The sequence below is a fragment of the Sulfitobacter sp. M05 genome (genome assembly GCF_029285175.1).
Classification (GTDB): domain Bacteria; phylum Pseudomonadota; class Alphaproteobacteria; order Rhodobacterales; family Rhodobacteraceae; genus Sulfitobacter.
The window spans coordinates 24,937-45,397 of sequence record NZ_JABEDH010000002.1; the positions used below are offsets into that span (position 1 = coordinate 24,937).

Here is a 20,461-nt window from a genome sequence, read left to right on the forward strand (position 1 = left end):
GGGCGGACAGCGGTCATTTGCTGCACATAGCAGCAACGGCAGCTACCGCTTCGCCTTTACGATGGTAAAGTCCGAGAGGTTCACCCCAAACGCCTTCTTGAAGGAGTCATTTGCCCAACCACTAAAACTTTCTTCGTCGTAGTTATCCGACATCCAGCTGAAATCTAACTTGAAGGGGCCGTCGCGCAAAACCCATTGCTCGGTCAGCTCATAAACCGCCATCGACCCATAAAAACGCTCAAAAGTCTGCTGAACCGCTATGTCTGATCTATTTGGCCATTTCCGCGGGTACACGCCATCTTTATCTTTCCCATCACTGAATAGCGAAAGGTGACGCAGCCATACTTCTTCAACGTCAGCATCGCTCGAATGGCCTGCCATGTATGCGCCCGGCCAACAGAAGAAATGGGGACTCTCGTACTTGTCGGCGCACATTGAGATGTAGTGTGAGAGGAATACCCTGACATTTAGATTTTCAGATTCGAATTCAAACGTTCGATGCTCCTCCATGAGTTTCTGGACACTCGGATATTCCTCGACCCACCTTACAACTTCTTCTAAAGCGGCCATCGGATGATCATATCCGCGCGCTTCGCATAGCTCCGCAGACACCTCGGCGTATTCTTCAAGAGAAAGGTCGGTGATCGCAGTTTTAAGATGTGGTGCGGCTTTGATAGCAAAACAGAATTCGGCAAATCTTATGCCTACATCGACTTGGTGAATGAGGTTTTCAACGGGGCCTACCTCGAATGGAAATCCGCGCGTCGGATTTATCGCGAGATCGCATACAAGGAGAAACAAGGGGACAATTGGATCGAACAAGGACGACGGCCAACTTGTCTCCGTCAGTTTTAAGAAGCTCTCAAATGCCTCGACGTATATGCCTGACAGATAACCTTCGGTCCGCCAATCTTCACATGTCAGCGGTTCGGTTCTGGCACGGTTCAGGAAATCCAGCTGAATGAAGTGAGCTTGCCCTTCATAGATTGCTTGGAGACCCACGTAGGGAAGGTGAACATTCGACCCTTTTTTGAATCCTTCATAGCCTTCTTCATGAAGTCTCAAAGTCTCGTCGCTCAACTGTGTAATGCTCTGAAGAAATTCAAAATCTGGATCGATTACATCTGAAATCAAGCCGATCATCATTCCATGAACAATACTGTAGGTATAGGCAATATCTTCAAAATGGTTTTGCTCTATCATCCATTTTATGGCCTCCCGTGGGCGAAACGCGTAGGATTTATAATAGAAAACGTCGAGTGCATTATTTACTGCAAAATTTGCGGGCGCGAGTTTTTCCTGTGCATCCCACCCCTCATCCTGCAGAATTTGATCTGTCCACCGTTTCAGGGGTTTGATTGGTCCGAAATTTTCCAAACACTCTCGAAGTTCGCCCATAGTCGAGTGGCATTGCGAAAAATAGCTCAGACTTAGCAGCAACCCCGATGTTGAGCCTACATGCTGCCACCAATGCATGGTTTCATGTATGTAGGTCGAGTAAGCCTTTATTGCCGCCCACGGCACGGGACCATCGCCAAAGGCATTGGCTTCAATCTTTTCCATATACTCATGATTGTGCGGACTGAGACGCAGAACGAAGCGGGTAGTCTCATATACGCCATGGTATTTTGTCGTTGCTGCGAAGCTCAATGGCACCTCAAACTGATCCGCTTGCGGATCTGAAAAATCATGTTGGAGCTTCGAGGTATCGTCCGACATGATTTTTCCCTATTTCTTCCGCAACTGCAGATTTTGAGCCTTTAGCCGATAATGTCACAAAAATCTGTAAGCTGCCATTCACTGCGCGCCCTTTGAAGGGCGGCTCTGGGCGGTCATTGTCGCCCAGTGAGAACGCTCCACACCAATTTTGCACGTAGCCTACGTTAACTAAATACTCCGAGACAGCCGTTCATCTCCGTCAGAGGCGATTTCTTCGAAGACGCTATCGAGATTTTGAAATAATTCCCATCGGTCAGTTTGTAGCCGTGCTGCGACGCCATCGATAATTCGTAGCTCCAGGTCGGCGTTTCGCGAACCTTTCCACAATGTATCAGCAAGCGCGATCAAAAGTTCTTCGAACGACACACTCATGCTGGCGTATTGTGAGTGGCTGCGGCAGCACCGAGCAATTTGGGCGCAAACTCCTTGTTCAAGAAGTAACTTTTCGCCTGCTGCTTCATGCAGGTTACCACCTCCTTCAAGCTCGTTCGGATGAACGATTTTTCCCGCATCATGTACCGCAATGCCGACTTGAACGAAGCGTTTATCGTACTGAACCCCAAGGTCATCAAGCTTTGAGATGATTTCACCACCGACTTCGCCGACTAATTGAAGGTGTTTGAACAATCTTCGCGGTGCACCTAATCGTTCGAGCAGGTTGAAAGCGTCTTCCCGAGATTTCAGCAATGCCAGCTCCAAACAGCATATTCAGGAAAAGGATTTAAGCACTCCTTCTGTGGCATTCAACTCAGCATCAGTCACTCTGGATTCAGGGCCGCCAAATGCTGGTGCAACTTTAACAAGGATAGCATCGCTCCCAGACCTGCCACCAGCGGGGATGAGCCGACCACACCCGATAAAAAAAATAGGGTGAGGGCGCGGCCCTCCCCCTCGGGCAACCCAATTAGACAGAGCCGAGTCCTCGGCTACGCCTGCGGGCCGCACCACCTCTGTCGAATTGCATTGCCTCGCCCCCACCCGCGTTCGCCACGTGGCAGATTTACAGGAGCAGGCGGCTTTGCCGTCTGACCTCCAAATCAGCCCTGATTTTTGGGAACGGAAGTCAGATCAATGAAACAAAACGTGGGAGCATAAAATGAAAATGTTGGGTCAGTTTATGACGCAAAGGTCAAAGTCATGTGACGTTCAACAATGTGGTAGTGGCGGACCGAGGAGGATTCGAACCCCCGACCCCCTGATTCGTAGTCAGGTACTCTATCCAGCTGAGCTATCGGTCCACTGAGGGGCGGTTTAGTGGGCTTGCCTGGGGTTTGCAAGCCCAAGTTTCACGCTAATCAAAACAATCTTCACTGAATGTTAAGCGCCCCATCTCCTTTAGGGAGAGTCATTTCAAAATGGGTGCCTTCTGGGCCTGTTTTTGCAAGCACAAGCTGCCCGCCATGCCCCTTTACCAACTCCGCCGCGATGGCCAGCCCCAAACCCGAACCACCCTTTCGGGCCCCGCCCTGAAACGGGGTAAAGAGATGTTCCTGCGCCTTGGCGGGCAAACCTGGCCCCGTATCAGCAACGTTAATAATCCACGCACTTTCGGTTTCATCCGCGCGCACCGCAATTTCACCGCCCTGCCCTGCACCACTCAGCGCCTGCCGGGCATTGCGCGTCAGATTCGAAATCACCCGATAGAGTTGCTCGGCATCCGCCCGCACCATCAAACCGGCAGGTACATCAATGACATAACTGATTGGCAAATCGCGACTGGCCAACCTCTCGCCCTCGATCACGTCCTCCACCACAGTCTCAAGTCGTACCATGGTCAGGGTTGGCCCCGGCTCTTCAGCCTTGCCAAAAGCCAGCGTACTTTCGCACAGATGCACCGCGCGGGTGATCGAGCCAACCAACTTGGGTGCCATACGTTTCACCACCGGATCCTCGGACATTTCGATACGGTCCGTAAACAGCTGCGCCGAGGTCAGGATATTGCGCAAATCATGGCTGATTTTGCTCACGGCTGACCCCAATTGCGCCAGCCGTTCCTTCTGCTTGAGTGCCTGCGTCAAATCGGTTTGCAAGGTCATCAGCGCCATTTCGGCCTCACGTAACTCAGTGATACTGGCAGAGGGCTCGATGATTCGACGGGCATCCTCTGGGGCGCGGGCATAGCGTCGCATATGCCCCACCACGCCCTTGATCGGTTTCAGCAGCAAAGCCCGCAAAGCAACAAACAACAACACAGCGGTGATCATAGAAATAACTGCGGACAGCAAAAGAATGCGTTTCCCGTAATCGATCATCGCCATGCGCAACGGCGCTGTTTCCATCGTGATCTCAATCAGCAACCCGGCGTCGCGCACCGGAGCCCCGATGACACGTACAACTTTATTCTGCGTATCAAACATCCGCCGAAGCGCGTCCCTGATCAGGGACATCGCCGTCGCATCACGCAAATCATAGGTTTCCGCCACAGCCTTTGGCATATCGGTAGACAGCATCAGCTGGCGCACCTCGTCACGCCGCAACACCACGTTGAATACTTCTGCATTTTCCAGCAGCTCGCTTTCCAACTCGGGGTCCAACATATCATCGGCCAACAATGCCAGTGATGCGATCTGCGCCCGTTCCAGCCGGTTCAGCATATAGCCTTCGCGAAAACGCGCGATCGACGGCACAAAAATCAGGATTTCGGCGATCATCACAAAGACCGTCGTCAGAACCAAAAGCCGCCCGGACAAGGAATGGAACATATTGTACTACCTAACTGGCTGGCTGGCGGGGCGGGCGACCGGCATTGATACCAGCCGGCGCAATCCCCCCCCAAGCCCGCATCATGGCAGATACCGCTGCACAAACCCGACCACACGTTTGATAGTGTCGCTCTCAAACAGTCGCGGACTGAAGTAAGCACCCGCCGCGCGCTTGTTGATCTCGCCGATTGTTGGATAGGGAGCGACCATGGCGGCAATCTGGCTCATTTTCATGCCGTTGGCCAGCGCCAGCGCCCACAGATTGATCAACTCGCCGGCTTGATAGCCCACAATGGATGCCCCGACAGGGCGTCCCTTGACCACCATCACCTTGATGAAACCATTGGTTTTACGCTCAGCAATGGCGCGGTCGTTGTGGGTATAGTGAAACCGTATCACCTCCAGCTTGCTGCCGTGCTGCGCCTGCGCTTGCGCCTCGGTCAGCCCAACCTGCGACAGCTCTGGATCGGTATAGGTGGCCCAGGGAATATGTGCAGTCTTGGCCTTGGACGGCAGACCAAACAGCATCGACCGGATAATCACGCCGGCATGATACCCCGCCACATGGGTAAATTGCAGCCCACCCGCCACATCTCCAATGGCATAGACGCGCCGGTTTGTTGTGCGCAAACCATCGTCTACTTTAATGCCCGATCTGGTCGGTTCAATGCCCGCCTTTCCCAAATCCAGCTTGTCGGTATTCGCCTTGCGCCCCACCGCCATCAAAAGATGTGACCCCTTGAAAAGGCGGCCATCCTTGGCCTCTACCTCGATTGCGCCAGCCGTACCGCGAATCTCTGCCGCCAGCGCGTCTTCTTCAATCACCACCCCCTCGCCGCGCAAAGCGTCCAGCACCACCTGCGCCAGCTCCGGATCATCCTTGCCCAGCGCCTTGGCCCCTTCGATCACTGTCACCCTACAGCCCATGCGGATATGCGCCTGCGCCATCTCCATCCCGATGGGACCACCGCCGATGATCAACAGATGTTCCGGCTTTTCCCGCAATTCGAACAGGGTTTCGTTGGTCTCGTACGGGACGCTGGCCAGACCCGGGATCGGCGGCACCAGCGGGGATGATCCAGTGGCAATCACAATCCGGCGTGCCGTGATCACCTTATCCCCCGCCTGAACCTCGTTTTCCGAAATGAAACGCCCGTATTCGCGGATCACATTAATCCCGAAGCCCTCAAACCGCTCCTGACTGTCCACTGGCGCGATTTGCGCGATCACATCCGCGACATGATCCTTGGCTGCCGCGTAATCCACCGCACCAGCGGCGTCCGCGACACCATATTGCACCGCATGTTGCTGACCATAGGCAGCCTTGCCTGTAGCGATCAGCGCTTTGGATGGGACACAGCCGTAGTTCAGGCAATCCCCACCCATTTTATGCCCTTCCAACAAGACAACATCCGCGCCCATCTGCGCCGCCCCTGCCGCCACAGAAAGCCCGCCAGAGCCTGCACCGATAATCAGGACATCCGTTTTGATCCGGTTCATTTCACAAGCTCCTTATTGCCGGTTACAGCTTTGATCAGGACCGGCAACAGTGACAGGGCGGTCAGCCCCAGTATGGGCAACAAGATATGCGGTTCAAAGATAATGCCAAGGTTCGGCGTCTCGCCCCGCGCAAACACCTCACCCAGCCCTGCGCCCACAGAAGTATAAACAAGGCTGCCCGGGATGATGCCCAGAAAGGTCGAAATCGCGAACCGATACAAAGGCACACCAACAAAGGCAGGAATCAGATTGGCCACAAAAAACGGCACCGCCGGTACCAGACGGATAAAGAACAGCATCGACCACTGGTTTTCGTCGATGCCCTTTTTGATCTTGGCCACAACACCGTCGGCGGCGTCCATCTTGTCCTTCAACCGGTTCCCCAATCCCATCCGTGCCGCCAGAAAGATCACAACCGCCCCAAGGGTGGCACTGGTGACGTTCAGGACCGTGCCCAGAGCCGTGCCAAACAGGAATCCCCCGGCCAGCGTCGCGATTGCGGCACCCGGTAGCGAAAAGGCAACAATCGCCACGTAAACAGCGATAAACAGCAAGATGGTCAGCACAAAATGACCGTCGCGAAAGGCAATCAAAGCCTCGCGATTGTCGCGTAATGCGTCAAAACTGATGTAGTCGCGCAGCGTAAACGCCCCGATCACCGCAATCACGCCAATCACGATCAGCGGCAAGTACCGTCGCAAACCCGCAACCGGCGCCTCCGTTTTCTTCGTCTTGCCCATGCGCGGCACCTTTTCATTGCTGCAATTGTTTAACCTGTGATGTATTTGACCCGCCCTGCCGGCGGAAGATAGCCCGATCACAGCGGCTTGATCGTGGGTGTATTATTTCGTGATGTATCACACCTGATAAACCGGTATTGAAACAATTGGACGTCCTGCTTTGTGGAAAATGTTGCACATCGGCACTTTTTCCCTGCCATGGGGTTTGACTTGGGCCGGACACCCCCGTAATGAGCGGGCTTGAAATACTGTTGTCCTCGCGAATCCGGGACAGCCCGACACATTATGGAGAGAGCGCATGAAACGCACCTTTCAACCCAGCAACCTCGTTCGCAAACGCCGCCACGGCTTTCGCGCACGTATGGCCACCAAAGCAGGCCGTAAAATCATTAACGCACGCCGCGCCCAAGGCCGGAACAAGCTGAGCGCGTAAAGCACTCATCGCGTTGACGACATGATACCGCCGGAGGCCCCAATGGATGGCAACATCGCCGCCAGAGGGAACACGCCTCCGGCGGTTTCGTCACGTCTTATTGTCATGACGAAACGCGCCGATTTTCAACGTGCCTCGCGTGCCGCCCATGTGGCCAAAACCGGTTTTGTGCTGCAAATGCGTAAACGCCGCGAGGATGAACCCTGCCCGCCTCAGATCCTGCGCGTCGGTTTCACCTGCTCCAAAAAGGTGGGGAACGCCGTGGCGCGCAACCGGGCCAAACGGCGCCTGCGTGAAGTGGCACGCCTTGGCCTGACCAATCGAGGAAAACCCGGCCACGATTACGTGCTGATTGGGCGCAAGGGGGCCACGGCCGAGCTTCCGTTTTTGCAGCTTCAGGCCGATTTTGACGCAGCTCTTGATATCTTGCACGGCGTCAAAAAATGACCCTGTTTGCCCGCCTGCTTGCCATACCGGTCCGGGCCTACCGCCTGATCTTCAGCCCATGGGTCGGGTTCAACTGCCGCTACCAGCCAACGTGCAGCGCCTATGCGCTTGAAGCTCTGGAAAAACACGGCGGCATCAAAGGCGGCTGGCTGGCTGCGCGCCGTATCGCCCGCTGCCACCCCTGCGGCGGATCGGGCATCGACAACGTCCCCGACTGACCCGCGACAACCTGCGAAACAACGCTGATCCGGCGCTTGATCGGCGCAGCTGGTTCCACTAAGCCGTCTCCATGCTCGACAAACCCGAAGACATTCACGCGCTGTTTCATGGCGCACCGCAAACAACGGAGTTCAAAAAACTCCGCAAACGTCTTGTGCGCCATACCCGCGAGGCGATTGAGCAATACGGAATGATCGAACCCGGGGGGAAATGGCTGGTCTGCCTGTCCGGCGGCAAAGACTCCTATACCCTGCTGGCCGTGTTGCACGAGCTGCAATGGCGCGGCCTGTTGCCAGTGGAACTGCTGGCCTGCAACCTTGATCAGGGGCAACCGGGCTTTCCCGCGACAGTCCTGCCAGAGTTCCTTGAAAAGATGGGCGTGCCCCACCGGATCGAGTACCGCGACACCTATTCAATCGTCATGGATAAAGTGCCCGAGGGCCGTACATTTTGCGCACTTTGTTCTCGCTTGCGCCGGGGCAACCTATACCGGATCGCGCGGGAGGAAAACTGCACAGCCGTGGTACTGGGCCATCATCGCGACGACATACTAGAGACCTTTTTCATGAACCTTTTCCACGGTGGCCGGTTGGCGACGATGCCACCCAAGCTGTTGAATGAAGAAGGCGATTTGTTCCTCTATCGCCCCCTTGCCCATGTGTCCGAGGCGGATTGCGAAAAGTTCAGCCGCGCCATGAGCTATCCGATTATCCCCTGTGATCTATGTGGCTCGCAAGACGGTTTGCAACGCCAGCAGGTCAAGCAGATACTTGACGGTTGGGAGGCAACCACCCCCGGTCGCCGCCAGATCATGTTTCGCGCCCTGATGAACACCCAACCGTCCCACCTGCTGGATGCTGGATTGTTCGATTTTGCGGGGCTGCAACGTAAAATCTGATCAATTTTACGCAGTTTCTGACAAGTCTTTGAAGGCACGTTAACTCACAGCACACTGGTTTACCGTTAAATTCATCCCTGTTGCGACGCGGTTTCGTCGCTTACAGGAGACGGCCCATGCATCAAACCTGGCCCCGTTCGATGAAACGCCTTCGGCAGCGGCTTGCCCTTGTGTTGACAGGGCCCCCCGCCTTTGCCTTTGTGCCTGCATTATGTCTGGCGGCATTCTGGTTCGGCGGTGAAGGGGCGCTTGTCGTGCTGGCAGGCCTGCTGCCTGTCCTTTATCTGGTTGGGGGCGGCATACACACCCGCTCGCCCTTTTCGGCTGAGCTGAGCACAGGCATCCTGCCCCGCAAGGCCTTTGAAGAAATGACCGAGGAAACCTTTCAAAAGGCACAGGAAAACGGCACCCACGCAGCGACCCTATTTGTCGCCATTGAAGACTTCGATCAAGTCGCGGAGCGCTTTGGACAGGCCGCCGCCGATACCGTCTCGCAACGGGTTGGCGACAGAATTCTCGCCGCCCTGCGTGCCGATGATCGGGTCGGACAGTTTGGCGATGCCCGTTTCGCAATTTGCACGGCCCCAGTACGCCACCTTGACCTGGAACTCTGCATCCAGCTGGCGGGCCGTGTGCAATCCGCTGTGGAAGAGTCGGTTTCAGTGGACGGCACCGGCATCTATATCTCGGCATCGGTTGGTTTTTGCCAACACAGTCGCGCGCCCGGCAAAACCGCGGCCGATTGGCTCGACGCGGCGGCCATCGCCCTACGCGAGGCCCGACAACGCGGCCCCTCGGCCATTCGCGCATTTTCCGAACAAATGCGCCGGGCGAGCAAAGCAACGGCAGAACTGCGTGAAGATGTGGTGAAAGCTCTGGAAGGCGGGCAAATCCAACCGTGGTTCCAACCGCAGATTTCCACAGACACCGGGCGCATTACCGGATTTGAGGCTTTGGCCAGATGGTCCCACCCAAATCGCGGCATGATTTCGCCTGCTGAATTTCTGCCGGTTGTCGAACAGGCCGGTCAGCTTGAGCGCCTTGCGGAGGTAATGATGTATCACTCGTTCGCTGCGTTGAAAGCCTGGGACGGTGCCGGCGCGGAGGTGCCACAGGTCGGGGTGAACTTTGCCGGATCAGAACTGAACAACCCTAAACTGGTTGATAAAATACAATGGGAACTGGACAGATTCGAATTGACCCCTGCGCGGCTGGCAGTGGAAGTTCTTGAAACCGTTGTTGCCACTGCGCCGGACGACATGATCACCCGCAACATTAATGCATTGGGCAAGCTGGGGTGCCGTATTGATCTGGATGACTTTGGCACCGGTCATGCCTCGATAGCGTCCATTCGCCGGTTCTCCGTTAGCCGGATCAAGATCGACCGCTCCTTTGTCATGAAAGCCGACCGTGACCCGGAACAACAACGCATGATCAGCGCAATACTAACCATGGCAGAACGGTTGGGCGTCGAAACGCTGGCCGAAGGTGTCGAAACCGTGGGGGAACATGTTCTGCTGGCCCAGCTGGGATGTGATCATGTGCAAGGGTTTGGCATCGCCCGCCCTATGCCATTTGAAAAAACCCTAGACTGGATCGACCGCCACAATGCCAAACTTGCGGATATGCCCCACATCATGAAGAACAATAGTCACTGACAGCCGCCTCTTTCCGCCGCGTGCCACCCGGCTTCCTGCCGGCCTGCGCCGCCTGCCTGTTCAGGCATCAAAACCATCGATCCGCAAAGAACAAACCAAACCCTGCAACAGCATTGTCTTGGCATATCCGGCAGCGGCAGGGCCTATCAGGCCCGAAATACCCGAATCCGCTTGACCTTTAGGGCTGCACTCTGTTGAACCACCCTAGTTTTCGGCAGACATTCAGGTGGCTCTCCCCATGGACGAACAGAACAAAAATCTAATTCTCGCAACAGCACTCAGCTTTGTTGTGATCCTGATCTGGTTTGTCCTTTTCCCGCCGCCGGAACCCGATACCCCCATTGATGGCACGGTCCAGACCACCGAAACCGCCCCGGCTGACGCCTCGGTTCCCGTCGCTACTCCAGAAGGTACCGCGGCCTCGACAATCGGTGCCGGCCCTCAAACCCGCGTTGAAGCGCTGCAAGCTGCACCGCGCATCCGCATCGAGACCCCAAGCCTGACCGGCTCGATCTCGCTCTTGGGCGGGCGCATCGACGACCTGCAACTCAAGGGCTACCGCACTTCAACCGACGATGACGCACCAATTGTGACAATGCTGTCTCCGCAGGGCTCACTTGATGCCTATTACGCCTTGCAGGGCTGGGCCGCAGGTGCCGGCATCGACGCCGCCGCAGTGCCCGGTCCCGACACAGAATGGACGCTCAGCTCGGGCGATACTCTGAGTGCTGGTAACCCTGTGTCCCTCAGCTGGGACAACGGTGCGGGACAGACCTTTGGCCGCACCATTTCGGTTGATGAAAACTTCATGTTTTCGCTGACGCAAACCGTAACCAATAACGGTGCCGCGCCCGTCACGCTTGCGCCTTACGGCATGATCGTCCAGCACACCCAGCCCGACGATCTGGAAAAATTCTTTATTCTACATGAAGGCGCTGTTGCAATTGCCGACGGCGAACTGTCGGAAACCGACTGGGACGACATCGCCGAAGCAGAAATGAACCCGACCTGGGGCCGTCAGGCCATCGTGCAGCAGAACGTCAACGAAGGCTGGATCGGTTTCACCGACCATTTCTGGCAGGCCATCCTGATTCCCGGCACCGGACAGACATTCGATCAGGCCCTTACCTATGACGCGCGCAGCGACATCTACCGCGCCGTTACCCGCTTGCCGACACAAACTGTCGATGCAGGTGCGACAACAGAGGTCACAACACAGCTTTTTGCCGGTGCGAAGGAATGGCAAATCCTGCGCGAATATGAAGACGCCGGCGTGGCGAAATTCATCGACAGCATCGACTGGGGCTGGTTCTTTTTCCTGACCAAGCCAATCTTCTGGCTGCTGCATGAAATCAACAAACTGATCGGTAACATGGGCTGGGCGATCATCGGCCTGACCCTGATCATTAAGGCGGTCCTGTTCCCCTTGGCCTATAAATCCTACGTTTCCATGGCCAAGATGAAAGAGCTTCAGCCAGAGATGGAAAAGCTCAAGGAAGCCGCCGGCGACGACCGCCAGAAAATGCAGCAAGGCATGATGGAGCTGTACAAGAAGAACAAGGTTAACCCCGCCGCGGGTTGTCTGCCGATTCTCTTGCAGATTCCGATCTTCTTTTCGCTCTACAAGGTGATCTTCGTCACGATCGAACTGCGGCATGCACCATGGTTCGGCGTGTTTCAGGACCTCTCCGCGCCGGATCCGACATCGATCTTTAACTTCTACGGTTTCGCCCCTTGGGGCACACCGGAACCCGGCAGCATCATGGCGCTGGTCTTTATCGGCATCCTGCCGCTGTTGCTGGGTATCTCCATGTGGTTGCAGCAGAAACTTAATCCGGCACCCACCGATCCGACACAGCAGATGATCTTTGCTTGGATGCCTTGGGTCTTCATGTTCATGCTGGGCAGCTTTGCCAGCGGGCTGGTGGTTTACTGGATTGCCAACAATACGATCACCTTTACACAGCAATATCTGATCATGCGCAGTCAGGGGTATAAACCCGATCTGATGGGCAACATCAAAGGCAGCTTTAAACGCAAGGCACCTGCCGCGGCGAACGACGCAAAAGCGCCCAAAGGCAAGAGCAAGAAGTGATGCAAGTTACGGCTCTTTACCGGCATCCGATCAAAAGCCATGGCCGCGAGGCCCTGGCGCGGGTACGGCTGACAGCCGGGCAGTCCATGCCAAACGATCGCCGCTGGGCGGTCGCGCATGACAATGCCAAGGCCGACGGGACAAAATGGGCCCCTTGCGCCAACTTCAGCCGGGGTGCCAAGGCACCCCAACTGGCGGCGATAAACGCAGTGCTGAACGACGAAACTGATATGGTCACGCTAACGCACCCTGATCGTGATCCGCTGACAGTTCACCCGATGCGCGACGCAGCCGAGTTGCTCGCGTGGGTCATGCCCCTTGTGCCACAAGATCGGGCCTTGCCTGCGCGGGTTGTCGAACTTGTGGAACGTGGTTTTACGGATACCCCATATGCGTCGATTTCCCTGAACAGCGCCGCCACCCACCACGCGGTGGAAGGCCTTGCCCAATCGGAATTGTCCCCCCTGCGCTGGCGCGGAAACATCTGGTTTGATGGTGCCGCCGCATGGGACGAATTTGAGTGGATCGACCGTGATTTGCGATTGGGGGGGGCCGTTTTACGCGTCAAAGAACGCATCACGCGGTGCAAGGCCACCACTGCAAACCCCGAGACCGGCGCAATTGACGTGGATACGTTGCGTGCCCTGAACACCCTTGGCCATCAGGATTTCGGCGTTTATGTCGAAGTGATCCAAAGCGGCGATATCGCCCTTGGCGACAAACTGGAGCTTATCTGATGCAACTCCCCTTTCCTGTGGCCGAAGAACCAGATCCGCAAGCACTGGAAAAAGGCCGCCTGCTTTTTGCCGGCGAGACCGCCTTTGTCAAAGGTGTTGTTGCAATGGACGGCCTGCCCGATCCTGACCGGATGGAGGTATGCTTTGCCGGGCGTTCCAACGTCGGTAAATCCACTTTGATCAACGCCCTGACCGGCATGAAGGCACTGGCGCGTGCCTCCAATACCCCCGGGCGGACACAGGAAATCAATTTTTTCACCGCCGCAGATGGGCATTACCTCGTCGACCTGCCGGGCTATGGTTATGCCAATGCACCGATTCCGGTTGTTGAAAAATGGCAGCGGTTGCTGAAACAATACCTGAGCGGACGTCAGACCCTGCGTCGCGCCTTTCTGCTGATTGACGCCCGCCACGGCGTCAAAAAGGTTGATGAGGAAATTATGAGCCTGCTGGACAGTTCAGCCCTGACCTTTCAGGTGGTGCTGACCAAGGCCGACAAAGTCAAGGAAGTGGACCGCCCGAAAGTGCTGGATCAGGTACGCGACGCATTGTCAAAACACCCTGCCGCCTTCCCCGAAATCGTGGTGACATCATCGGAAAAAGGCTGGGGCATCCCAACGCTTCGTGCCATCATCGCCACACTCGAATGACCCAAGCCATGAGAACCCAAGACATGAACCGCGACTGGATTTCCACCGCACAAACCCTGTCACAGGCCCTGCCCTATTTGCAGCGCTACGCAGACGCCACCGTCGTCATCAAACTGGGCGGCCACGCCATGGGCAGCGACGCAGCGATGAATGAATTCGCCCGTGACGTGGCTTTGATGCGGCAGGTTGGTGTGAACCCTGTTGTCGTGCATGGCGGCGGCCCGATGATCAACGATATGCTGGGCCGATTAAACATCAAATCCGAATTTGTAGACGGCAAGCGCGTGACCGACGCCGCGACCATGGAAGTGGTCGAGATGGTGTTGAGCGGTCTGGTAAATTCCCGCATCGTTCAGGCGATTTCCGAACAGGGTGGTCGCGCGGTTGGCCTCTCGGGTAAGGATTCCGGCTTGATCATCTGTGAACCCGAAAACCCAGCGTTGGGGCTGGTGGGCAAGCCGGTCAAGATTGATCCGCGTGTCCTGCGTGATCTGGCCGAAAAAGATATCATCCCTGTGATTGCACCTTTGGGCATGGGGATGGATGGTGAGACATTCAACATCAACGGCGACACGGCTGCGGGGGCCATTGCGGCCGCGCTACAGGCCGACCGCTTGTTACTGCTGACCGATGTGGCCGGTGTGAAGAACCCGCAAGGCGATGTGCTGACCGAGCTGACTCCAGCGCAGATCAACGACATGATTGCCGATGGCAGCATCGCCGGCGGCATGATCCCCAAGACCCAGACCGCAATCGACGCGCTGGCCGGTGGCGTGCGAGCCTCTGTGATTCTTGACGGACGCGCGCCCAACGCCTGCTTGCTGGAGCTGTTCACCGAACACGGTGCGGGCAGCATCATCCGTCACGGATGACGTTTGCGGCCCTTGAAACGGCCGCAAAGGCCCGCCACCTGACAGTGCTTGGCGGGTTTCATCCCAACGCGGATGATAACGCCCCTGACGATTGCAAAACCCTTGTATTACTGGGCCCGGACGAACCCGCTTTCTGGCCGGCCTTTACGCAGTCCCCCGAATGGCAGGACGGCGCGCCTGACCCAATGGACCGGTGGTCAATCCGGGTGATTGGTGGTTGGGCCGCTGATCTGAATGCGCTCGCACTTTATCCCTTTGGCGGCCCCCCTTTTCAGCCATTTTACACATGGGCGCTGCGCACGGGGCGCATTCACAGCGCACCAGTGCAGTTTTTGGTACATGATCAGGCCGGGCTTTTTGTGTCGTTCCGCGGGGCCCTTGCCTTGCGCGACCACATTGAACTGCCATCTGCGCCACCATCCCCTTGCCAGACCTGTACAGCGCAGCCCTGTCGCACGGCCTGCCTGTCCGGTGCCTTAACCCCTGCGGGATACGATGTGCCCAGCTGCAAGAGCTTTCTTGCCACCCCTCAAGGCGCGGCAAATCTGTCCACGGGATGTAACGTTCGGCGCATTTGCCCGGTGTCACAGACGTTTGCCCGTTTACCAGCACAATCCGCCTATCACATGCGCCAGTTCCAAGGAGTCTGAAAATGAAACGCCTGATCCTGATGCGTCACGCCAAATCCGACTGGTCCGGTGGCCCCTCCAGTGACCAAGACCGTCCGCTCAACCCGCGCGGACGCAAAGCCGCAGCTGCTTTGGGAAAATGGCTTAATGAGCAACAGGTGCGACCGGATGAAATCCTGTGCAGCTCGTCTGCGCGCACAATGGAAACCCACCAACGGCTCGACCTCAAAGACGACATCGCACCGCAACACCTGCGTGGCCTCTACCTTGCGCCGGCGGCGGACATCCTTGCCACGTTACGCGGGGCAACGGGGGAATGTGTATTGATGATCGGACATAATCCCGGCATTGGCGAGATGGCCGAAGCGATCCTTTCAGACGCGCCAGACCACCCAAAATTCACCGCCTACCCAAGTGGCGCCACCCTGCTTGCAGAGTTTGACATCACAGACTGGACACAAGCCGGCTGGGGAAATGCAAACGCGCGACACTTCACAGTGCCGCGCGATCTTTGATGCCATAAGGCGGGGATCACCCCGCCATTGCTTCAGTGACCCAGAATCTGGCTCAGGAACAACTGAGTCCGTGGGGACTGCGGGTTGTTAAAGAACTCTTCCGGTTCGTTCTGCTCCACGATCTGACCTTCATCCATAAAGATCACGCGGTTCGCCACCTGACGGGCAAAACCCATCTCGTGGGTCACGCACAGCATGGTCATGCCTTCCTCGGCAAGCTCGATCATCGTGTCCAGAACCTCTTTGATCATCTCTGGGTCCAGAGCCGATGTCGGTTCGTCAAACAACATGATCCGCGGCTTCATGCACAAGGAGCGCGCAATCGCCACACGCTGCTGCTGACCACCGGACATCTGGCCGGGGTACTTGTTCGCCTGATCTGGAATTTTTACCTTTTCAAGGTAATGCATCGCCACTTCTTCGGCTTCTTTCTTGGGTGTCTTGCGCACCCAGATCGGCGCCAGCGTCAGATTTTCAAGGATCGTCAGATGCGGGAACAAGTTGAAGTGCTGAAAACACATGCCAACTTCCGACCGAATCTTGTCGATGTTCTTGAGGTCGGAGGACAGCAGTGTGCCGTCAACCTCGATCGACCCTTTCTGATGCTCTTCCAAGGCGTTGATACACCGGATCAGCGTTGATTTCCCCGACCCCGAAGGCCCGCAAATCACAATCCGCTCACCTTGGTAAACCGTCAGGTCAATGTCACGCAGCACGTGGAAAGACCCGTACCATTTGTTCATGTTCTGGATCGAAATCGCGACTTCGTCCGATACTTTCATCATTGCAGTTTCGGCCATTTTTCAGCCTCCCTTTATTTTTACGCCAATGCTTCGCTATTCAAGCGCGGCTTAACGGTGATCTGTCGCAAGACGGCGTTCCAGCCACTGCGAATATTGTGAAATGCCGTAGCAGACGACAAAGAAGACAGCACAGGCAAACAGGAACAATTCCCAGTACAAGCCAGCCCAGTCGGTTGAGGCAAGGATCGGTCCGCGAATCATGCCGATGATGTCAAACATCGAAATAACCGAAACCAGCGTGGTGTCCTTGAACAGGCCCACCGCGATATTCACGATCCCCGGAATGGAAATCTTGAGCGCCTGCGGCAGGATGATCAATCGCATCGCCTGCGCATAATCCAGGCCCAGAGAATCTGCCGCCTCGAATTGCCCCTTTGGCAGGGCAGCAAGACCACCGCGGATCACCTCGGCGATATACGCCGACGAGAACATCGTGATCATGATCACAACGCGAATGAACAGATCAACCGTGCGCTCGGGCGGGAAGAAGTAGGACAACATCACGCTTGCCACAAACAGCAGGGTGATCAGTGGCACACCGCGAATAAACTCGATGAAGATCACACAAAGGTATTTGATCAGCGGCATCGAGGATTGCCGCCCAAGCGCCAGTGCGATGCCCAACGGCAAGGAAAGCGACACACAGGTCACCCCCAGCATCATGTTCAGCATGTAACCGCCCAGATCGCGAGAGGGCACAGAAGACAGGAATGGCTCTTCCGGTGCCAGAGTGGGAACGATGAATCCTGAAACCCACCAGGTCGCCAATGCCGCCGCGATGCCCCCAAAGAACCCGATTGCAAAGCTCCGGGTTACGAAACGGGCATAGACAAAGTAACCGACCACAAATCCGACCAAAGCAAAGATCGGTGTCCAGATGGTTCCGCCCCAGATCAGCCAAAAGGCAACAAAAGGAAACAGGGCCGTCACGATCAACAGTTTGCGCGGCAGATCAAAGAACAACACCGGCGCAATCGCCACCAGCATCAGAATAAACGCCAGCGTTGGGCGCCAGTATTCATCCGCCGGATAGCTATAGCCAAAGATTAATTGGTCCCAACGATCTGCCAGCACCGCAAAACAGGCCCCTTTGGTCCCATTCAGAATTTCACGGCATTCCGACAGGCTGCCGGCGTTCCACACGCCGTTCAATATCCATGGCACGGTGGCCGACAGGATAAGGTAAATGGCAAACAAGGCGACCAAAGTCAGAGCCCCGTTCGCAGGTGTTGCAAAAAGGTTCTCACGCCCCCACCGCAACGGCCCCGAGGCGGTCATTGGCGGCGCGGATTGTGGAATGGTTTCGGTGCGAACAAAGGACACGGAATGTGCATGTAGGTCTGACATCTCAGCGCTCCTTCAATTTCATGGCGTTGTTATAGACGTTCATCCCCATCGAAATCAGCAGCGAGATGATCAGGTAGAATGCCATCAACAGCAGGACACATTCGATTGCGCGCCCCGTCTGGTTCAGAGTGATCCCGCCCAATGTCGCGGTGATGTCGGCATAGCCCACAACAATCGCCAACGAAGAGTTCTTGGTGATGTTAAGGTATTGCGAAATCAGCGGCGGGATGATGACCCGCAAGGCCTGAGGCAAGACAACCAGGCTCATCGTGCGCCCCGGACGCAGCCCCAATGCGGATGCCGCTTCGGTCTGGCCTTTGGAAACCGCCTGAATACCCGCGCGGACGTTTTCAGCAATGAAAGCACCGGTATAGATCGACAGGGCAAACCACAGCGCAATCAGCGGCGCACCGATCTGAAGCCCGCCACGCAGGTTAAACCGGTTGGCAAGCGGATCAGGCATATCCCAAGACAGGCCAAGGATGAACAGAACAATGGCTACCGGCACAAACCAGATGGCAAGGTTCAGGTACATTGTATTCGGACGCACCCCTGTTTCGGCCTGTTTCGCATTTGCGCTGGCAGTGACAAATCGCGCTGCGAAAAACGACGCGACAAGCACCCCAATAACCAGCAACCAGTTCAGGCCACTGCCCTCTTCCCCACCAAACCCGCTGGTGAAAAACGGCGCAGGCACATAAATGCCGCGGTTGGTAAAGGCGAATAGACCGCCAATCAGTTCCCGCTCCGGCTCGGCACCCAGATAGAGTTTTGGGCCGGGCATCACAGCCGTCATGATTGTGAAAATGATGATGATCCAGATCAACACGGGGATGTTACGGAAAATCTCGACATAGAAGGCCATCAGTTTTCTGACCAGCCAGTTGTTTGAAAGGCGCAGAACGCCCGCAATCACACCAAAAACGGTTGCGGTGATACATCCCAAAACAGCGACCAGAAGTGTGTTCAGAATACCGACAAATGCCGCCCGCAGGTTGCTTGACTGACTGTTGTAGTCGATCAAAGTCTGGTTCAGGTCATACCCGGCCGGCGTTCCCAGGAACGCATAAGAAATATTAAGCCCTGCAATACGCAGGTTTTCCGCCAGATTTGAATAAAGTTGAAAGATGGCTAACGCTAAAATGATGGCCGCAATAGCCTGTAGCGTCAGCGACCGATACCGTGAATCATTCAACAGCATAGATAGCCGGAATGTACCCCCTTGAGGGTCAGTAGTTGTCGACATCAGAGTTTTCCCCGTAAGTCCTGGCCGTTGATTTTTATCAGCGCGTTAACCGCGCCCGTGCCAGGTGTGTTTGTTGGTCGCCCAAAGCAAAGTTGCACAAAGGGCGCGGTATGATCCGCGCCCTTTGGCCGTCGTATTTAGCGGAACGGTGGGCTGTACAGCAGGCCGCCGTCTGTCCACTGTGCGTTCAGACCACGGGCCAGACCGATTGGTGTGTCTTCGCCGATGTTCTTCGCAAAGATTTCACCATAGTTGCCCTGTGTCTCGATTGCGCGCTTGGCCCAATCTGCGTCCAGACCCAGCATCTCGCCCAGTGTACCTTCGCTGCCCAACAGGCGCGCGATTTCTGGGTTTGTTGTGGATGTGGTCATTTCGGTCACGTTGGCAGAGGACACGCCCAGCTCTTCAGCTGTGATCAGCGCGTTCAATGTCCAGCGGACAATGTCACCCCATTCGTTATCGCCGTGGCGAACCAGCGGGCCCAGTGGCTCCTTCGAGATGATTTCCGGCAGCAGCGTGTGATCGCCGGGGTTCTCGAATGTTGCACGTGTGGACGCCAGACCAGATGCGTCTGTTGTGTAGGTGTCACAAGCGCCGGCAAGGTACTGCTGTGTGCCTTCCGCGTTTGTTTCGATTGGCACTGGCTCATAGCTGATGTTGTTGGCACGGAAGAAATCCGCGAGGTTCAGCTCGGTTGTTGTACCGGTCTGGATACAAACGGTCGCGCCGTCCAGATCCTTGGCCGAAGAAACACCCAGTTCCTTTGGAACCATGAAGCCCTGGCCATCATAATAGTTAACGCCAACAAAGTCGAACTTCAGATCGACGTCGCGTGAAAGTGTCCATGTGGTGTTACGGGCCAACATGTCGATTTCACCAGAAGCCAGCGCGGTAAAGCGTGTCTTGCCGGTTGTTGGAACGAATTCAACAGCTGTTGCGTCGCCAAGAACGGCGGCTGCAACCGCGCGGCATACCGCAACGTCAAAGCCTTTCCATTCGCCATTGGCATCGGGTGCAGCAAAGCCGGCCAAACCGGTTGTCACACCGCAGTTCAGCTTGCCACGTGCTTTTACGTCGTCAAGCGTCCCGGCAGCAGCAGCGCCAGCTGCCAGAGCGGCGACTGTCATTGCGCCGAAAAGTACAGATTTATTCATTGTTACCTCTTCCTGATAATCCGCCACGTTGATGGGCGGTTGATCCGATACCTTTGGGTACCGGAGGCGATACATCACGGATTTATCCGATCAGTGG

The 20,461-nt window shown here is 56.0% G+C and carries 20 protein-coding genes and 1 tRNA gene; 11 read left to right on the forward strand and 10 right to left on the reverse strand.

What is annotated here, in order from left to right; all coding sequences use genetic code 11:
- Nucleotides 1-42 precede the first annotated feature (42 nt).
- From HKX44_RS08240 to HKX44_RS08265, 6 genes are all read right to left on the reverse strand, one after another.
- Nucleotides 43-1,719 carry a hypothetical protein gene (locus HKX44_RS08240; protein WP_276150863.1) on the reverse strand — a complete coding sequence of 559 codons (1,677 nt, stop codon included), beginning with the start codon at nucleotides 1,717-1,719 and terminating at the stop codon, nucleotides 43-45.
- Between the two features lie 168 nt (nucleotides 1,720-1,887).
- A complete protein-coding gene (locus HKX44_RS08245) occupies nucleotides 1,888-2,406 on the reverse strand; it encodes an HD domain-containing protein (protein ID WP_276153203.1) in 519 nt (172 codons plus the stop codon).
- A 474-nt stretch (nucleotides 2,407-2,880) separates the two neighbouring features.
- Nucleotides 2,881-2,957 (reverse strand) — tRNA-Arg (locus HKX44_RS08250).
- A 69-nt stretch (nucleotides 2,958-3,026) separates the two neighbouring features.
- Nucleotides 3,027-4,421 (reverse strand): HAMP domain-containing sensor histidine kinase, encoded by a 1,395-nt coding sequence (locus HKX44_RS08255; protein WP_276150865.1) that lies wholly within the window; start codon nucleotides 4,419-4,421, stop codon nucleotides 3,027-3,029.
- Nucleotides 4,422-4,502: 81 nt separating this feature from the next.
- Nucleotides 4,503-5,921: an FAD-dependent oxidoreductase gene (locus HKX44_RS08260; protein WP_276150866.1), complete on the reverse strand. Its 1,419-nt coding sequence runs from the start codon at nucleotides 5,919-5,921 to the stop codon at nucleotides 4,503-4,505.
- The gene (locus HKX44_RS08265) at nucleotides 5,918-6,661 is read right to left on the reverse strand and encodes a VTT domain-containing protein (RefSeq protein WP_276150867.1); all 744 of its coding nucleotides are present in this window, start codon (nucleotides 6,659-6,661) and stop codon (nucleotides 5,918-5,920) included. The genes HKX44_RS08260 and HKX44_RS08265 overlap by 4 nt, the downstream gene beginning before the upstream one ends.
- A gap of 298 nt (nucleotides 6,662-6,959) precedes the next feature.
- Here HKX44_RS08265 and rpmH point away from each other — a divergent pair, with 298 nt between their 5' ends.
- The 11 genes from rpmH (at nucleotide 6,960) to HKX44_RS08320 (ending at nucleotide 15,814) form a co-directional block, all read left to right on the forward strand.
- A complete protein-coding gene (rpmH, locus tag HKX44_RS08270; protein WP_276150868.1) occupies nucleotides 6,960-7,094 on the forward strand; it encodes a 50S ribosomal protein L34 in 135 nt (44 codons plus the stop codon).
- 42 nt (nucleotides 7,095-7,136) lie between these two features.
- Entirely contained in the window at nucleotides 7,137-7,541 is a 405-nt protein-coding gene (rnpA, locus tag HKX44_RS08275; protein ID WP_276150869.1) for a ribonuclease P protein component, read from the forward strand.
- Nucleotides 7,538-7,759 carry a membrane protein insertion efficiency factor YidD gene (gene yidD, locus HKX44_RS08280; RefSeq protein ID WP_276150870.1) on the forward strand — a complete coding sequence of 74 codons (222 nt, stop codon included), beginning with the start codon at nucleotides 7,538-7,540 and terminating at the stop codon, nucleotides 7,757-7,759. The genes rnpA and yidD overlap by 4 nt, the downstream gene beginning before the upstream one ends.
- Nucleotides 7,760-7,830: 71 nt before the next feature.
- Nucleotides 7,831-8,658 carry a tRNA 2-thiocytidine(32) synthetase TtcA gene (gene ttcA, locus HKX44_RS08285; RefSeq protein ID WP_276150871.1) on the forward strand — a complete coding sequence of 276 codons (828 nt, stop codon included), beginning with the start codon at nucleotides 7,831-7,833 and terminating at the stop codon, nucleotides 8,656-8,658.
- A 116-nt stretch (nucleotides 8,659-8,774) separates the two neighbouring features.
- A complete protein-coding gene (locus HKX44_RS08290; RefSeq protein ID WP_276150872.1) occupies nucleotides 8,775-10,316 on the forward strand; it encodes a bifunctional diguanylate cyclase/phosphodiesterase in 1,542 nt (513 codons plus the stop codon).
- 238 nt (nucleotides 10,317-10,554) lie between these two features.
- The gene (yidC, locus tag HKX44_RS08295; protein ID WP_276150873.1) at nucleotides 10,555-12,411 is read left to right on the forward strand and encodes a membrane protein insertase YidC; all 1,857 of its coding nucleotides are present in this window, start codon (nucleotides 10,555-10,557) and stop codon (nucleotides 12,409-12,411) included.
- Entirely contained in the window at nucleotides 12,411-13,148 is a 738-nt protein-coding gene (locus HKX44_RS08300) for an MOSC N-terminal beta barrel domain-containing protein (RefSeq protein ID WP_276151872.1), read from the forward strand. The genes yidC and HKX44_RS08300 overlap by 1 nt, the downstream gene beginning before the upstream one ends.
- The gene (gene yihA, locus HKX44_RS08305; protein ID WP_276150874.1) at nucleotides 13,148-13,798 is read left to right on the forward strand and encodes a ribosome biogenesis GTP-binding protein YihA/YsxC; all 651 of its coding nucleotides are present in this window, start codon (nucleotides 13,148-13,150) and stop codon (nucleotides 13,796-13,798) included. Before HKX44_RS08300 ends, yihA begins: the two co-directional genes overlap by 1 nt.
- Nucleotides 13,799-13,806: 8 nt before the next feature.
- Nucleotides 13,807-14,670, forward strand: a complete 864-nt coding sequence (gene argB, locus HKX44_RS08310) for an acetylglutamate kinase (protein ID WP_276150875.1) — start codon at nucleotides 13,807-13,809, stop codon at nucleotides 14,668-14,670.
- Nucleotides 14,667-15,320, forward strand: a complete 654-nt coding sequence (locus HKX44_RS08315) for a ferredoxin (RefSeq protein ID WP_276150876.1) — start codon at nucleotides 14,667-14,669, stop codon at nucleotides 15,318-15,320. The genes argB and HKX44_RS08315 overlap by 4 nt, the downstream gene beginning before the upstream one ends.
- 2 nt (nucleotides 15,321-15,322) lie before the next feature.
- Entirely contained in the window at nucleotides 15,323-15,814 is a 492-nt protein-coding gene (locus HKX44_RS08320; RefSeq protein ID WP_276150877.1) for a histidine phosphatase family protein, read from the forward strand.
- Nucleotides 15,815-15,846: 32 nt separating this feature from the next.
- Here HKX44_RS08320 and HKX44_RS08325 read toward each other — a convergent pair whose 3' ends face one another.
- The 4 genes from HKX44_RS08325 to HKX44_RS08340 all read right to left on the reverse strand — a co-directional run bounded on the left by HKX44_RS08325 (nucleotide 15,847) and on the right by HKX44_RS08340 (nucleotide 20,364).
- Nucleotides 15,847-16,614 carry an amino acid ABC transporter ATP-binding protein gene (locus tag HKX44_RS08325; RefSeq protein WP_276150878.1) on the reverse strand — a complete coding sequence of 256 codons (768 nt, stop codon included), beginning with the start codon at nucleotides 16,612-16,614 and terminating at the stop codon, nucleotides 15,847-15,849.
- Between the two features lie 51 nt (nucleotides 16,615-16,665).
- A complete protein-coding gene (locus HKX44_RS08330) occupies nucleotides 16,666-17,964 on the reverse strand; it encodes an amino acid ABC transporter permease (RefSeq protein WP_276150879.1) in 1,299 nt (432 codons plus the stop codon).
- 1 nt (nucleotide 17,965) lies between these two features.
- Nucleotides 17,966-19,210: an ABC transporter permease subunit gene (locus tag HKX44_RS08335; RefSeq protein WP_276150880.1), complete on the reverse strand. Its 1,245-nt coding sequence runs from the start codon at nucleotides 19,208-19,210 to the stop codon at nucleotides 17,966-17,968.
- 137 nt (nucleotides 19,211-19,347) lie between these two features.
- On the reverse strand, nucleotides 19,348-20,364 hold the full coding sequence (locus tag HKX44_RS08340) for an amino acid ABC transporter substrate-binding protein (RefSeq protein WP_276150881.1): 1,017 nt from the start codon (nucleotides 20,362-20,364) through the stop codon (nucleotides 19,348-19,350).
- Nucleotides 20,365-20,461 lie beyond the last annotated feature (97 nt).